Origin of the sequence: Algibacter sp. (assembly GCF_029245835.1) — a bacterium.
In the GTDB taxonomy this organism is placed as follows: domain Bacteria; phylum Bacteroidota; class Bacteroidia; order Flavobacteriales; family Flavobacteriaceae; genus Algibacter_B.
In genome coordinates this window covers 1-17,343 of sequence record NZ_JAQWOO010000009.1, presented here as the reverse complement: position 1 = coordinate 17,343, position 17,343 = coordinate 1, and the positions used below count along the sequence as shown (strand labels likewise).

6 protein-coding genes are annotated in these 17,343 nt (G+C 32.9%); 1 reads left to right on the top strand and 5 read right to left on the bottom strand.

Annotated elements, in window-relative coordinates:
- Nucleotides 1-5 precede the first annotated feature (5 nt).
- The 5 genes from P8K68_RS01115 to P8K68_RS01095 form a co-directional block, all read right to left on the bottom strand.
- Nucleotides 6-8,345 carry a T9SS type B sorting domain-containing protein gene (locus P8K68_RS01115; RefSeq protein WP_300247355.1) on the bottom strand — a complete coding sequence of 2,780 codons (8,340 nt, stop codon included), beginning with the start codon at nucleotides 8,343-8,345 and terminating at the stop codon, nucleotides 6-8.
- A gap of 367 nt (nucleotides 8,346-8,712) precedes the next feature.
- The gene (locus tag P8K68_RS01110) at nucleotides 8,713-11,349 is read right to left on the bottom strand and encodes a PorP/SprF family type IX secretion system membrane protein (protein ID WP_300247353.1); all 2,637 of its coding nucleotides are present in this window, start codon (nucleotides 11,347-11,349) and stop codon (nucleotides 8,713-8,715) included.
- A 1-nt stretch (nucleotide 11,350) separates the two neighbouring features.
- On the bottom strand, nucleotides 11,351-12,796 hold the full coding sequence (locus tag P8K68_RS01105; RefSeq protein WP_300247351.1) for a gliding motility-associated C-terminal domain-containing protein: 1,446 nt from the start codon (nucleotides 12,794-12,796) through the stop codon (nucleotides 11,351-11,353).
- 143 nt (nucleotides 12,797-12,939) lie between these two features.
- Nucleotides 12,940-14,265 (bottom strand): hypothetical protein, encoded by a 1,326-nt coding sequence (locus P8K68_RS01100; protein ID WP_300247349.1) that lies wholly within the window; start codon nucleotides 14,263-14,265, stop codon nucleotides 12,940-12,942.
- 323 nt (nucleotides 14,266-14,588) lie between these two features.
- Nucleotides 14,589-15,035 (bottom strand): hypothetical protein, encoded by a 447-nt coding sequence (locus P8K68_RS01095; protein ID WP_300247347.1) that lies wholly within the window; start codon nucleotides 15,033-15,035, stop codon nucleotides 14,589-14,591.
- Between the two features lie 731 nt (nucleotides 15,036-15,766).
- On the opposite strand from P8K68_RS01095, the gene P8K68_RS01090 reads away from it, so the two are divergent.
- Nucleotides 15,767-17,215, top strand: coding sequence for a sialate O-acetylesterase (locus tag P8K68_RS01090; protein WP_300247345.1), 1,449 nt, complete (start codon nucleotides 15,767-15,769; stop codon nucleotides 17,213-17,215).
- Nucleotides 17,216-17,343 lie beyond the last annotated feature (128 nt).

Here is a 17,343-nt window from a genome sequence, read left to right as displayed (position 1 = left end):
TCTTATTACCTGTATAGTGTAAAATGTCCAACAAACTCTCGTTTGTCTTGCGGTTCATTCAGTTTTACCACATACCAATAATCTCCAGAAGGCAATTCTACGCCTTTATACTTACCATCCCACTTATCTCCTATTCTTAAGGTGGCTATTTTTCTTCCATATCTATCAAAAATATCGAAGGTTAAATTTTGATACTGATCGGCACAACCGGGTCCCCACTCATCTAAAACATTATCATCATTAGGTGTGAAATAGTTTGGTATACATACATCAACATATTCAAAGAATCGTGTTGCAGAAACTTCACAACCATTGGCATCAATTACAGTAACTCTATAATCACCTGATTCAAAAATCAGAAAAGTATTTTCGTCGCCATAAGACCCGTCATTAAGTCTAAACTCATAAGGTGCTGCTCCACCTGAGGATGTAGCTACTATCTCATTTAACCCGCCATCATCTAAAACTAAAGCTAAAGGTTGAAAGGTATCAATAACAAAAGGAATACCGTTATCTGTAATTTGAACACAACCATTTGGATGACGCACTGCAATACTGTGAGGTCCTGCAGTTAAATTTTCATAAATCCCAGTTCCTGTTGCAAAAGGAGCGCCATCTAACGAGTATTCTAGAACAGAAGTATCTGTTATGCTAGAATCTACTGTAACGGTAACTCGATTAGTAACTGTATTGGTGTTATTTGTGAAGTCGTTAATACATTCAAAATCAATATTGGCTAATGGGTCAAGAATTACTGGTTCTGCTAAAGGGATAGAAAATGGACTATCTCCACCACAGTTCCCACTATCTAAAACATAAACCATTTTTTCGCCACCCTCTAATCCAGAAAATGTATATGTTGTTGTACCTAACGGTAATTGTGTGTAAGTCACATCGTCTAAACTCACGCTATATGGAGGTTCGCCTCCTAGAATTTCTATAGTAAATTCCCCTGTTGAATCACCATCACAAGGAGCTTCACTAGTAATGGTATAAGTAAATCCTAAAGGTAATGGCTGATCGATATCAAAATTATAAGTTACATAACACCCTAATTCATCTTGAACAACAATATCATAATTTCCTAGAGCTAAATTTTCAACAGTTTCAACATCAAAGAATTGATCTAATTGTGGAGAAATGGCGTACTTTACAGTTCCTGAACCTCCAGAAGTTGTAATTTCTAACATCCCATCATTCTCTCCATTACAGGTTACATCAATTGGGTTGAACGTGACATCCAGAGGAACTGCTGCATTTGTAATTGGAGCTACCGCAGAAATTTCTAAACAATCGCCACTATCTACTTGTACCTGATAATTTCCTACTGGAAGATTTGTAAATACGCCCGGACTTGTTTGAGTTACTGGCGCAATAGGATTCCCTGAAGCATCTTGTAGTGTATAAACATAACTACCTAGGCCGCCTTCCGCGGAAGCGATAATAACGCCATTATCATCACCAGCACAATTTATCACAGCATTAGTAGTATCTAAACTTACCGTTAAAGTTGGTAATGGGTCAATCGTAATATCATTAGATACATTGGCTGAACAACTATTAGCATCTCGAACATAATACCTATATGTACCAGTAGTCACTGGAAAGGTTACTGAAGTAACGAAGGTTCCTAATACCGTTGTAAAAGAAGCTGTATCGCTATATTCATAAGGATCTGTTCCTCCAGAAGCGCTTAAAGTTAATGTGGTTTGCGTTGTACAGGTTTGTGATGTTGCTTTTACTAAATTTGCTTCAACTTCTGTAGGTTGTGTAATAACAACATTGGCTGTAGTAAATTCACAATTATAACCATCAGTAACAACTACATTATAAGTTCCTATTCCTAATCCGTTAAATATAGGAGACGTTTGTGGTCCTGAAGCACTCACCGTTGGAGCAACCCTATTAAGTGTATAGGTGTAATTTGTGCCTTGTCCTCCTGTTACTGCACTAACTGTAATATTTGCATTGGAATCTCCAAAACAAGACAATAAGCTTGGTGTAGCTGAAATTGTTGCGTCTATTGGTGTTGGTAAATTAAGTGGAACATTTTCTGAAACAATACATCCACCAGCATCTCTAACATTAATGGTATATGCACCCGCTGATAAATTGGTAAATGTGCCGTTAGAAGAATATGCTACTGTTGCTGTTCCTGTTAATTCATACTCATAACTTCCCCAACCTCCTGAAGCAGTAGCTATAATTGTTCCTTTATCATCATCACAGGTAACGTTAGATGTTTCTAAAGCAATCAAATTCAAAGGATCTGATGGTGAAGAAATAATAACACTTGATGTTGCTGAACAAAACGGACTTGCGGTTTCTGTAATCACTACTGAGTACGTTCCCGCTAAAAGCCCAGTAACTAATTCCGGATTTGTTGATGTGTTGGCTGGTACCATTCCAAAAACTGAAACAGACGAACTATCAAAAACCTCATAAGTATATGCTCCTGAGTAGCCATTAACATTTAGCTCGAAAGTACCATCGTTATCACTAAAACATGTTACTGGAGTTGATGTTGTTGTAAACGTTGGAGGTACTGCTCCTGGAAGCACTACGGTAACGTTTTCAGAACAACTTGTTACAGTATCCGTAATGGTAACTACAAAAGTTCCAAATGGCACACCAGAAAACACATTTCCAGCTAAAGTAATTGATGCTGGGTTAGGGCTTATAGAATATGCATAAGTACCTGACCCACCAGATCCGGTTATGGTTATTTGCCCATCATTATCATTACAAGTTGGTAATGCTGTTATTGCAGGAATTATTTCTAAAGGGGATTCTATATCTACTGAAACTAAATTGCCACAACCGTTAGCATCTTGTACCTCAACGGTATGTGTCCCAGATGATAAATTAGATATTGTAAAAGGTACTATTCTTGTTTGAAAAGCGCCACCATCAACACTATAACTATATGGTGCTATACTAGCCGATGTTAATACAACATCTATTGCAAAATTCCCTTCTGTAACTGTACATTGATTACTTAGTGTCGCTGTAATTATTGGTTCTGGATCTGATGGTAAAACAATTATTGGTGTAGATTGAATACATCCATAAGCATCTAAAATATGCACATAATAGCTATTAGCATCTGCATTAAACGTATTCGCTGAAGCCCATAATGGGTCTGTTGCTAATGGCGGTGTTGCTGATGTTGTTAATTGATATAAATATGGTGGCGTTCCATTTGTTGCAATAGCACTTATAATTCCTGAATTTGGATTACAATTAGCATCTTTATCAACAGTCGCTGTAACACTTAAAGCTACTGCTGATTCTCTAATTTCGAAAATAACTGAAGCAGATTCACAACCATTGAAAGATCCTGTTCCATTTTCAGTAAAACGAATATAATATTGTCCAGGAGATAATGTCCCTGGTGCTGGCGTTGTTACTGTTTCTGGTGTTCCGAAAGTTACTGCTACATTTGATGGTCCGTCTACTAAAACGTTAGTGAAAGCGGTAAATATTTCATAATCAACAGATGTTGTTGTACTATCAAAATTATCAATAGTGAAGGTTACACTGCCATTATTTTCACCTTGACAGATAACATTGTTAGGAATAACTGAAGATGTTAAGGTTGAAGCTGGTGCTATAGAAGCGTCTGCAGATTTTACAAAATAACAACCCGTTGTTAAATCATGAACCACAAACGTGTAAATCACTCCTGGTGTTAGATTGGTAAATGTTCTTTGGTTAGGAAATCCAACATCTGATGGTAAAAAGGTAGATGTATAAGGTGCGGAATTGAATTCTAAAATACCAAATTCATAATTTCCACTTCCTACAATTGAAATAGCTTCAACTACCGCAGTTCCTCCTGTTGTACAATTAGGTACTACCGTTGTTACATCAATTAATAAATCTGACGGTGGAGATGCAATAATTTCTTGTCTTGAAAAACTACATCCATTAGCATCAACAATATTAATCGTATACGTACCAAAATTGATAATATTAAATGTATGATCTTCATTAGATACTGCTGAATATGGATTTCCAGCAATGACATCACCAAAATTATTTGTTATGTAATAAGTAAACGGAGCCGTTCCGCCCGTTACATTTTGTATGGTAATTGCCCCTAAACTTGAACCTCCAGGAGTATTACAAGTAATATCTACTTTAGCTAAGGTAAAATCAATAGCATTTGGTTCTGTAATAGTAATAGTGTCTGTATCAACACATAAATTAGCATCAGTTAAGGTAATCGTATAATCTCCTGCTGGTAATCCTGATGTTTGCGTACCATAATCTGTAGCTGTTGTATCGTTATTTACATTAATTATAAAAGGTGGCGTCCCAACTGCATTATTAATGGTTATATCTATTGCAGCATTATTATCGCCATGACATAAAATAGGCTGTGTTTGTGTCACTGAAATGATTTCAGGCAACGAAATAGCATTAATCGTTTGTACTCCAGAATCTGCAATACAACTATTAGCATCAGTAATTTGAAATTGATATGTTCCATCTGAAGTTGCCGTATGCGCAAATGATGTTCCTGTTACTGAATTAGAACCACTATATGCGCCTCCATTAAAAGAAACGGCATATGTAAATGGAGCAGTTCCTCCAGAAATATTTCCTGTAATAATGCCATCAGGAGAGGCTGTACAATCTAAATCTTTAGTGATGACTGTACTAACAGTTATTGGCGGTAATGGTGCAATGGTAAATGTTTCACTATATGTACATCCATAAGCATCTCTAACTTGAAATGTATACGTATCTGGACTTAACCCAGGAAATATATTAGAGGTTTGATATGCTGTTGCTGAACCAACTGGTGTTATAATTTGATATTCTAAAGGAAGTGTTCCTCCTGTTGTTCCCGTAATAGTTACCTCTGAAGTAATAGCTGGACAACTTAATGCTGTATTACTAAAATCTAAATCTGTTGGTGGGTTAAGCGCAGTAATTGTAATTGGAGCTGCAATAAATGTACAGCCACCAGAATCTCTAATAGTAACTGTATATGTTCCATCAGTTAATCCTGTAAATGTTGTTCCTGGTAGGAAGTTCAAACCATCTAAACTGTAAGTATACGGAGCAGTACCTCCATTTGCTCCTGAAACGGTAATAATGCCGTTAGAATTACAACTATATGGTGTTGTTAAAGTAGCAGAACCAGTTACTATTGATTGCGTTGTGATGCTTACAGATTGAGGAAGTGTTAAACATGAATCTGGACCAGAACTATACTGAACAACTACATCATAGTTTCCATCTGCTAATGCTATAAAAATATTTGAATTTGAAAATGTGACGCCATTATCTATACTATACTCTAAAGTGTTACCATTTGGGTTAGTAACATTAATAGTTATAGTACCAACATCACCTGCATCAGAACAAGCAATGTCTGTCCAATTTACAGTAAAATCTGGAGCAGGAATAGCATCAACAGTTATGGATGTTTCTGCAGAACAGTTATTCGCATCAACAACTATAATATTATATATACCAGCGTTTGCCACAGGAATTACTGGAGTTGTTTGAAAAACTGTTGTACTATTTACAAAATAGAAATAAGGCGGTGTTCCTCCCGTTGGATACACTGTAATTTCACCATCTGTACACGTTAATGGTTTTGTTAATGCAGAGGTGGCTTCTAACAATAGAGGTTCAATAATATCAATATCACCAGAATACACACAACCATCTTCTGTAGAAACATCAATAGTGTATGTTCCAGGATTTAAGTTTGAAAATGTATAATTATTTGGAGTTATAGGTCCAATACTATTTACTAGGGTTCCTCCTTGAGAAATTGAAAAGAAATATTGCGGACGCACATCATTTGCTGCTATCGAAACACTACCAAGATCTCCATAACAAAGTGGTTGTGTAATAATCGTAGAAACTGTAAAATCTGTTTGTCTTATTTGAACATCGGGTACAGTAAATATACATGGGTTTGGATCTACTCCTATTTGTTTAATGTATATCGTGTAAATATTAGGTGTATTAACTGAAAACACGTTACTTGTTTGATAGTTAACGCCATCTATACTATACTCATATCCACTTGGTACACCCCCTACTACAATTTCACCTGGAGTTGTACAATAAATATCTCTTGAGGTCACAGTAGGAGCTAATAAATTGGTATAAACATTAAAATAAAATTGGTTGAAACATCCACCATCATAGTTTAAAGTTAACCTGAATTGTCCAGCAGTATCTGCCATAAAATTAGGACCTGTAGTTACTTGATTCCAAGTACAAGCAGCATCTTCGTTTGCGCAGTCTAGATTAGTAATAGCGGTACAACTTGTTTCATCAAGTTGTTCCCAAATAATGGAAGTTGTATCTGTAATATTGGTTTCAATGAGCCTAGGACCATTTCCACCACATAAAAATATATTTGGTAATTCTTTACCATCATTAGGACAAATAACAACCTGATCTGCAAATGGAATTACAGGGTTGGTAACACCAGCTCCAAAGGTAATTACATCAAATTCTTGCTCTATAGATTGACAAGGTGCTATAGCAGTATTACGCACATAATAAGTGCCTGTTGCTGTTACTGTAATGGATTGTGTTGTTCCTATTACAGGAGTTCCTGTTGGGCTAGTTGACCATGAATAAGAATCATATCCATTAGCAGCAGTTAAAACGGTACTGTCACCGCAAAGAATAACTTCTTCACTAAATATACAGTTTAGATCAGCTAAAAAATTAGTTGCCGCTGGAGTTATTAAACAGCCGGTATTAGAACTGAAACTGGGATCATCTGAAATTATAAATGTTGAATTTATTGTACCATTGTATGTAACATAAGCCTGATTACTTATTATGTTAGAACAAGCATCACTTAACAAACTACAAGATGAAACAACCGCTACTTTAAAACGAATTTCTTGTGCTGGATCATTTTCTTCAACCACAGAATTATCAACACTAAAAATAAGTTCTCTGATTGTAGGATTATAACTTTGTACTGTAACCCCAGGTGGTAGCAAGCCCATATCTGTGGGATAATTAAATACTATATTTGTTGGAAGAACATCACGTATTATAAGATTTGTAGCATCATCATTTCCAGTATTCTGAAAACCAATAACATAGTTTAACTCATCTCCGAGATTAACTAATTGATTACCAATATCATTACCTAATGCATCCTCAACTACTTTTGTTAGTGTTATCTTTGGCTCAATTATTTCAACAGCAAACGATGTTAAAAATACCCCATATCCGTCTCCATTTGTTGTCAACTTTAAATCCCCAGCAGTAGCATTATTTGGCAAAACTGAGTTAAGAGGATTTGGTAGCCTAAAATTATTAATGTCTAATCCTAGGGTATTTAAACTAGCTGGATTTCTATTAGTAGCGTGAATTCCATTTATGGTTATAGTAGAATTAAAAAAATTATTGGCCTGATTTATGGCATCACTTAAAACGGTATAAGCACCTGATGTGCTTGCTTTAAATTGAAAAGAATCGCCAGTGAGACCAATATCTCCCTCTAATGCAGCAACCGCAATATTAGAATTTACGGGTAAAGGGGATGGTAATGTTTGGAATCCAGAAACAGGAATATCTAACTCTGTCGTATTTTGAACACCTGCATATCCATCAAAAACTGAAATAAATTTACTAGGTAAAATAGGGCTTTCGTAAATAACCACGAGTGTCCAACCAGCAGAACACCCTCCTCTTCTTATTCCTCTTGTTGCTCTTAAATTAGCTACAGTATATTGTCCATCAGCATCTGGTAAGCCTTGTAATAAACTTGTAACATTCTTATAACAAATTATTGGTGAGTCTTTAAATGAATTAGTTACACCTAAACCATAATATTCATAGCCATCAAAAATAATATCATCTTCCTCTCCAACAGGATCAGAGTCATCATCCGCTACTAAATCAATAAATCCTCCAGTAGGTAATTTAAATTTTATTTGGTTCCAATCTTCAATTCTAGGGGTGCCTTCAAATTGGACACTTCTATTATTAGCAATTTCCAATGGATAAACAGAAGCCCAATATAAACCTGCATATAAAATACTTTTACAAGAATTATTTATTGCTAAGTCTGCACTACTTGAACTGAAAATTGAAGAGTCCCCTCCATCAGCAACATTTACGTAAACACCTTCATTATTATTATTTATTTCTGAACCATTATACGGAAGAGGTAAATCTTTAGCGGTAATGATATTATTACCTATTAATAAAATATCTCCTTTAACTTTTATGCTACCATTAGGTAATCTTGGTGTAAAAGGGACTGGAAGTTGCCCAAACATTTGTACACTCACTAAAAGGAATAAAATAACAAACCCAATTTTCAAATAAGTAGTTTTGTACATGGCTGATTTTATATATTCCTTCTTTATAACTGGGGATAGTTAAAAAGAAGCTTGCTTTGTTAAATATATTTAATTATAGTTTATTTCCTATAAATAAATTCATTTACCTATAATTTATGCTATTTAACGGTATAAATATCAGGAATATTTTTGTAAAAATAAAGAGAGTTTGAATATATTAAGCGGTTTATCGTTTTATTAGTTATTTTATCGATAAAAAATATGTTTTATGTAGAAATTTTCATTCAAAATATAATTTTATTTCAAAACAATAGAATATATTTCATTTTACGTATTATGTTATGAAGAGTAAGAATCTATAGATAATAATAACTATAAACACTTCTTCACCATCGATAAAACTAGTCTAATTTTCAATTTTCACCATGGACATTTTACTATTATATGGCTTACTTCCTTTGTTAGTATCTAATGATGATTTAGCTTGACCTATATTATCAAACTTCTCATAATAGATATAGTACTTGCTAGTATTTACATCAAAAAAGAAGTTGATATTATTTTCTCCAGCAGCAACAGCTTTCTTTAAAAACTCATCTCTTTTACTTACATCAATATGCACTGCTACAACTAAATAATACCCTTCCTCAACATTGTTTACATCTTTCACAATTTGGATATTACTAAGTTCCTCTCCATGATTAAAATCTTGTTTTGTTAATGGCTCAGTACTTAGGTCTGTAAATTTCTTAATACGCTCCAAAGTAGCTCTATCTTTGTTATATCTATCATTTTCATTATCATAAGCCGCACGTTTAATTCGCCTTCTTCTTTCAAAATCTGTAGCAACTTTAATATCTTCTAATGTTGACACTAAATTTTTCTTAATATTTTTAGCTTGCAACTGTTCTATTTTTAAAGCTTTAATAACATTTAAATATTCAATATTTACTAAGTCATCTTTACTTTTAACTTTTTTAAGTCGCTCTTTATAAAGCGATTCAATCTCTGTAATTTTAGTATTTCGTAATTCAATAGAATTATCAATTTCAAGTTTTAAAGCTTCTATAGCATTATTTTCTGCAGATACACTTTTGAAGGCTTTTGGAGCACTAAAAATTCCTTTTTCACTTAAATCATTTTCTTTTATTAAGTCATTTAAATCTTGTTGTTTAGCTGCAACTTTTTCACTTAATTTGTTTAATAATTTTTGTTGAGTATTTTTAGATGATTCAGTAGATTTTTTAAATTTAATCAAAACCTCATCTAAAAGGATCTCATTAATTTTCGCTTCTTCCTCAGCCTTAGCGTTCGCTGATTCTACTATTCTAGCCTGCTCCTCTTGTTCTGCTTTTACTCGTACAGCAGCTTCTAATTTTGCTTGAGCTTCGGCTTCAGCTTTAATACGTGCTACTTCTGCTATTCTAGCCTGCTCCTCTTGTTCTACTTTTACTCGTGCTGCTTCTGCTGATTTTGTTTGTGCTTCGGCTTCAGCTTTAATACGAGCTACTTCTGCTATTCTAGCCTGCTCCTCTTGTTCTGCTTTTAGTCGTGTAGCAGCTTCTAATTTTGTTTGTGCTTCGGCTTCAGCTTTAATACGTGCTGATTCTGCTATTCTAGCCTGCTCCTCTTGTTCTGCTTTTACTCGTGCTGCAACCTCTAATTTTACTTGAGCTTCTGCCTCAGCTTTAATACGTGCTGATTCAGCTATTCTAGCCTGCTCCTCTTGTTCTACTTTTACTCTTGCTGCTTCTGCTAATTTTGTTTGTGCTTCTGCCTCAGCTTTAATACGTGCTGATTCTGCTATTCTAGCCTGCTCTTCTTGTTCTACTTTTACTCGTGCTGCAGCTTCTAATTTTGCTTGAGCTTCTGCCTCAGCTTTAATACGTGCTGATTCTGCTATTCTAGCCTGCTCCTCTTGTTCTGCTTTTACTCGTGTTGCTTCTGCTAATTTTACTTGTTTTTCTTCAGCTACTTTATCCGAGTTAACATTATTATTTTTAGTAACTACTGGTTTTTTCTTTTTACTTGAAGTCGATTTAGAGGACCTTCTTCTATTTACATTAGATTTTCTTTTTTTGGTTGTAGACATTAATAATCCTTCTTCATCATCATCACCACTATAAGCATACCGGTTTCTATTCTCAAATTTATAAGCCAAAGTAATATCATGAGCGTTTCCAAAAGCAGAAAAGCCACCAACACCTTTCCCATAATTATATTCAATAGCTATTTGAGTTGTAATATTTAAACCAATACCGGCAGACAATGTATATAAACTATTATATCCAGCTTGAGCCCAAAACCCTTTAGGCACCATTAACATTACCATTCCTGATATAACCGTTTGATCTTTTTGAAACTCAGAACGTATTAAACTTGAAAATCTACTTTCATCAAAAAAACCACGACTATTTAAATAGCCAGTGTACATAATATATGCTTGAAAACCTTGCTCCGGATCATCTTCTATCATTTTTGAAGATGCTAAATTGTAGGATACCAAATTATTAATAGAAACACCAAAATCTAAAAACTCAGTACCGTAATTTATCCCTGGATTTATTGTAATTATTGAATTTGAAGGAAAATTTTCAAGAGACGGCTCTGGAGAATTTGTAATAACATTACCCTCGTTTATTCCACTTTTGTAAAAACCAAGATTCAGCCCAAAAGTTAAATTGCTTTCCCTGTCTAGGACAGCATTGTAAGCGAAATTTAAAACTCCTCCAAAAGTCGTTAAAACCCCATAATCTTGCTGAAATAATGTAACTCCAGCACCAATATTTTCTCTAAACCTTCCTGAATAACTAAACAAATAAGTTTGAGGAGCATTATCAAATTGAGCCCATTCACGCTTATTATTAAAGCTGATATATTTATTTTGTTCTCTAACAAAACTAAATGTCGGATTAATAAAATGTCTGTTAAATTTTAAAGAATTTCTAGAAGGTATATTAAACGCAACAACTCCATCGTCTTGAGAATAGAGTTGCTGAGTAATACAGAAAAATAAAACTATATGTAGTATATATATTTTCATGCTACTTGACGACTGTTATTGTACCCTTTTTTATTTTACCATCAGATGTGGTTATGATGTAATAATAAATGGGGTTAATCGCTTTAAAATCTAATTGATTTTCTGGCCAATTATTCTGATAGCTATTTGTTTTAAGTTCTATTCTACCTTGATAACTTATCAAAATCACTTCTGTATCTGTTCCACTAACATAAGTTTGTGGAATTACCCATGTATCATTTTCACCATCTCCATTAGGACTAATCAAATTCGGGATTTTTTCAACATTTGGAAATGCTTCTCTTACTATAAAAGGAAATTCTGTTGAAGCATTACAACTTGTAGTTTGAGTAATTACAACTTTATAAGAACCGGTTTGAGTTACTTCATAACTATTGGCAGATGCACCATTAATCATCACATCATTTAAATACCAATTATACTCAGGGTTATTAGCCGAAGTAGTAACAGTTACCATTAGCGTTTCGTCTTCATCTATATTATTTATGTCATTTACATTAATACTGCTTGTAAATCCTGTTGTTTCTATGTTTATGGATGCGTTTGTCATACAATTTCCTAAATCTATATTCACCGAATATTCACCAGAATCATTGGTTTCATACATCTGACTTGTAGCACCAGAAATTGCTTTACCATCTTTAAACCACTGGTAACTATTTCCATTAATTGCATTTAAGACCGTAGGTCCGTTTGAAGAACAATACGGATTACCTAAACTTGAGCTAATATTACTTGTAGAGCCTGAAGAGACTTCGCTTACTGTAACACGATTTGAAAATGAATTTGAAGTACAAGACCCATAGTTGGTTTCTACAAAATAGGTTCCCGGTTCGTTAACAGATAATGTTTCTCCATCGGCCACAAAAACCGAGGTTGTTGGACTAGTTTCTTTATACCATTTGAATGTTAGTGAAGGATATTTTAAAGGTGAGTCATTTGAAAAAACACCGGGGTTATCGATAGTTAATAAATAACTTCCTCCTGAGCAGTAAGCACCTGAAGCAATTAAATTATTTATAGAAAAAGGGGTGTCTTGTGCTTTATAGTACGCAGAAAAAGCATTAGAACTTGAGCTTATTGAGGCTGGTGCTGTACTTCTTAATCGTATCCTAAAGGCTTCACCAGCAGTTGATGTTGGTATTGAAAAGCTAAATGTAACTGGCGAGGTAGTTACCGTTCCTGCTGCAGAAGTATAAATTGCTGTTGGATTTGAGAAACTACCAGTTCCATCAGAGAGTTCAACAATAAATTGATTTGAAGTCTCTAAAGCAGATTCTGGAGAGAAAGAAAACGTTACATTATAAGTATTAAATGAAGGACTTGCGCAGGCCTGTGTAAAACCTAAATTAGGCTTACTTATAACTATTTGAGCATTAATAGTTCCAATTCCACTTAAAAAGAAAATGAAAATACCAATATAATTAAATAGAGTAAAGGTCCTCATATAATCTTATTTGCTTTAGTAAATAAAACATCTAAAAACTTATGCCATCCAATGTATTTATTTAGATTTTTAAGGAATTTAAAAAAATTATAAGAGTATAAACTGGGAAGTACAGAAGCCTAAGGTTTTATTACCATAAATTATTAATCCATTCGTAAATCTGGATCTACTTCGTTTGATGCAATTATTTTATTAATTCGCAATCTAAAATCTGGTCTTTTGATACTCTTCGTATCTATAAAAGTTTCATAATTATCGCTTTTTGAATACACATTGAAAAATGCACTATTGCCATACCAGTTCTCTAAATCCTCATTATTTGAGTTATATTCTAAAAAAATATTTCCATTGCAGTTGTTAAACAACATCGCATTAAAATTTATTTTCTCTAAATTTTCCTGATTTACTATAATCTTTTCATCTAAAATTACGGCGGGATTGAATCCTGATATGACACTTTTACTCATATCAATAGAAGTGTTTTGTCCTATAAAAACAGCTTCCTTTACTAGATTCATTTTTATATCTGTTTCTAAATCTTCACTAGAATTTAAAAACGTTAAATTTTTGGTTGTTAACAATGTTAGTTTTTTAGAAAAATCACATTCTTCTTTTTTATTGTAAGATCTAACTTCCAAACATCTCGACCGTCCACCATTTGAAGCATAAGGCGATCTTACTGCTAAAGAATTTTGCAATATTGATCTTGAACCATAATTAAATTTAAAATCGCTACCATGACAATTAAAGGATACCAATCTATACATTGCCAATTTACCGCCCCAAACTTCAAAACCATTACCAGCTGAATGACTTACCATAATACTGCCTATTTTTGTTTTCTTTCCTACACTTGCTAAAAACAAACCATTAAAGTAAACATCCTCAGAAATTCTTTTACCAGCAAACTCAATTCTGGTATGCCTTATTACTCCTGAGCTAGACATAGCATCATTACCTCCATAATTAGCGTTAACGTAATCATATGCTTTTAAATCTGGATAAAACATGGCTGCAGATCCAGAACCAAACCTATTTATTGGAGCATTTCCTAATATAACGATACCTCCCCAGTCACCTGGTCTTTTTACACTTCGGTTTGAAGTAAAAACTATTGGGTCGGTTTCTGTACCTTCAGCAAAAATAGTTGAACCTCTTGATATGGTTAGTGATCCATTAGTTTGAAAATCACCAAGTATCAATGTTCCCGGTTCAATAGTAAGTGTTGCATTATTGGTAACAAAAACACTTCCTAGCAATAAGTACACTTCCTTTTTATAAAGGGTTGTATTTTCAGTAATATTACCTGCTAATATTTTAGTTGGTTCGTCGTAATCTTTTAATTGAGGTTTAAAATCTGTCCAATTATCCAACCAATTGTTACTGCCTATTATTCCTTTTTCTTGTTGCGCAAAACTATTTGCAACTAAAAAAAGAAATATGAAAATGATTTGGGTATAGTTTTTCATAGTTAAATATTTTAGTTTAAAACTAAAAATAATTTTTTAATAATTAATATTCAAAAATAAAAAAAAATCCATGAAATACCAATTTTTTCGTCAAAATACATATTTTATGTAATTATTATCAGAAAAACAATCGATTAAATGCAATCGAATATAAAGAAAAGTGTTTGATTTTTAAAAAAATATGATGTCGAAGCGAAAGACTTTAAACCAAAAATTGACACTAACTTTTTAAATTTCTCTATATTATAAAAGAGGAAAATTCAAAAAACAAAAATCAATCTATACTTACTACAAAAAAGGTAAATACTATTAAAAAATATTGTTTAACGAAAATCATCGTACTGATGAAGCGATTTCATTATTTCCTCATAAAACAATATTCCAGCAATTAAATTTCCAGTATCAGAATATGGTAAGTACTCCCTATGGAATTCATTAGCCTTTTCCAAATAATCATCAGTAGATTCAAATTGATTATCTAGTGCTTTTTTATTATCATTATTAGTTGGAATCCCCAAAGTAGCCATTGTTATACCTGGTTTTGTTGCAAAAGCAACATAAGGCAACGTCCTAGCAAGTACTTGAATTCTTTCAGAATAAAGAGTTATTAATTGACCTTTTTGCATACGCTCCAACTCACCTTTATTATGGTATTTATTTATAGTAACTTTTTCGCTAATAAAACTTTTTGGTCCTTTGTTTTTTTGAGCAAAACCAATACTAGTAAAAAAGAAAAGGCCTAAACTAAATAAAATAATCTTAACTTTCATGTTGTAGATTTAAGGGTTTAAAAAACAAATCTATGTAATTAAACGTTAAAAACAATCGTTTTATCGATTTATTTTATGATTAAAGACGCTACAAACAGTTTTTACCTACACATAATTGTTTTAAGCAAAGCATTTATGGAATATGATATCATTGTTAACTAAAAAAATATCAACAAAAGCCTATCTTAACTTTTTAATATTTTAAAAGTTAAAACGGAACGAATATAAATATTGATCTCAAAAATACTGGTGTAAAATCCAGTAGTTTTAAATATTCGGGTTGCACTTATTACTTGAACTCACAATTTATTAACTACTTTTTAAATCATTAATTATACATGAATTTATAGCATGTCGTGATTCCGTTATTACTTACACCCTAAAAATTTGTTTTTGAACGAAAAGATGGACGTTTTTTAATTTTTTTAGACGCATACTATGTGAAAAATTGTAATTTTCCGCTGCTATTAATTGATATTTCTAATTATAATTTTTATTTGTTTTCTAGTATTTATAACTAGAATAAATATTTGTTAAAAAAAAGTATTAATTTAATCTAAATATACTCAGATATCTGTATTTGATGTTGTTATCTAAGTTTCAGATATAATTCTATTTTTTAGATTAAGGACTTCCGAGAACTTATAGCACACCCAAAATCTACAAACTTCCCTCAAGTATTGTGGTATAATGTTTTAAGTATTATTGCTATTAGTTAATCATTACCAACCATGAAACATATTATAACACTCTTATTATTATTATTGCTATTTAGTTTATCTTATGGCCAAGTTACATTTAATACTATTCCGCTTGACAAGCAACTTTTAGGTAGGGACTTAATTACAAACAAGGGTAGTATTATTATTGAAGGCGAGGTAAATAAATCAGCATCAAATTACAATTCCATTCAAGTAGAAGTTTATAGAGATAATATCTTATATAATACCTCTTCTCATACATTAAATTTTACTTCAAATATTGCCTCTTTCAATTTTGATATTAAAATTGATGCAGAACTTGTAAATTATTCTGTAAAAATATTTAGTGAAATCAACAGTTCTTTAATCCTTGAAAAAGAAATTGATGATATAGTGGCTGGTGACGTTTACATTATACAAGGCCAATCTAATGCAGAAGCAAGAAAATTATCTGGAGTAGCAAGTGCAAATGGTTTTATTGATCCTTTTATACGTGTATATGCAAATGGTACAAATACTACATCAAACTTATTAAGTAATGACGAATGGTATATTGGGCAAGGTGATGGATCGAGAGATTCGGATGGCAATACCGGACAATGGGGATTAAAACTTGCTAACTCCATAGTAAACACAACAAATATACCTGTTGCAATATTTAATGGAGCAGTTGGCGGAAAGGAAATTGACTTTTTTAAAGCCCCTAGTGACTACCAAACTTCACAAAGCTCTAATTATGGTAAAATGTACTACCGCCTTACTAAAACAGGTCTTAAAAATTATGTTAGATCTGTCCTTTGGTCCCAGGGTGAACATAACGCCAAAGTTGCTACTTCAACTGCTGAATACAAAAATGAATTTATTGATTTGAAAAATTCATGGCTAACAGATTATCCAAATATTGAGCATTTTTATATTTTTCAAACTAAGAATGGTTGCTACAGCCTTATAAATTTCTCTGGTTCTGACCCCTTTGTGAATTTAATGCAAGTAAAAGAAGCTCAAAGGCAATTGGCATATGAAAATTCAGATATTTCAATTATGTCTACTGCCTCATTATTATACAGGAGCGATTACTGTCATTTTCTATTCGCAGGTGGATATGAATCATTTGCTGATCGTATATTTGCTTTAATTAACAGAGACCTATATGGTACAACAACTTCAGACGAAGTAACCCCTCCAATGATTACTGATGCTTATCTTCAAAATAACACCACCTTAATTGTTGAGACAGACGCTATTAATCTTGAAATGGATACCGTTGCAGAAAATTTTGAATTGACCAATGCGGGAACTTCTACAATAACAAATATTAATCTAAATCAAAATAATATTGTATTTACCCTTTCTGAGCACCCAGGAAACAGCTCTGAAATTTCATACTTAGCTCAAGCTGAAAATGAAGTTGGGAACTTCATAACAAACACAAATGATTTAGAACTAGTTAGTTTTTATAAATATCCCCTAAGTACATGACAAAAAATGGAATATATTAGTATTCATTTGATTTTCAGTGTTTAACAATACACTAGCTAAGAAAGAGAGCCCATGTTTAAAAATACTTTTAGCTTTTCTGCCATGTTTTTTGATTGTAATAGGGTTAA

Excerpts from the sequence above, each read along its gene's own strand:
- P8K68_RS01100 (WP_300247349.1), bottom strand. The coding sequence starts at position 14,265 with ATGAAAAACTATACCCAAATCATTTTCATATTTCTTTTTTTAGTTGCA.
- P8K68_RS01105 (WP_300247351.1), bottom strand. The coding sequence starts at position 12,796 with ATGAGGACCTTTACTCTATTTAATTATATTGGTATTTTCATTTTCTTT.
- P8K68_RS01090 (WP_300247345.1), top strand. The coding sequence starts at position 15,767 with ATGAAACATATTATAACACTCTTATTATTATTATTGCTATTTAGTTTA.
- P8K68_RS01110 (WP_300247353.1), bottom strand. The coding sequence starts at position 11,349 with ATGAAAATATATATACTACATATAGTTTTATTTTTCTGTATTACTCAG.
- P8K68_RS01095 (WP_300247347.1), bottom strand. The coding sequence starts at position 15,035 with ATGAAAGTTAAGATTATTTTATTTAGTTTAGGCCTTTTCTTTTTTACT.
- P8K68_RS01115 (WP_300247355.1), bottom strand. The coding sequence starts at position 8,345 with ATGTACAAAACTACTTATTTGAAAATTGGGTTTGTTATTTTATTCCTT.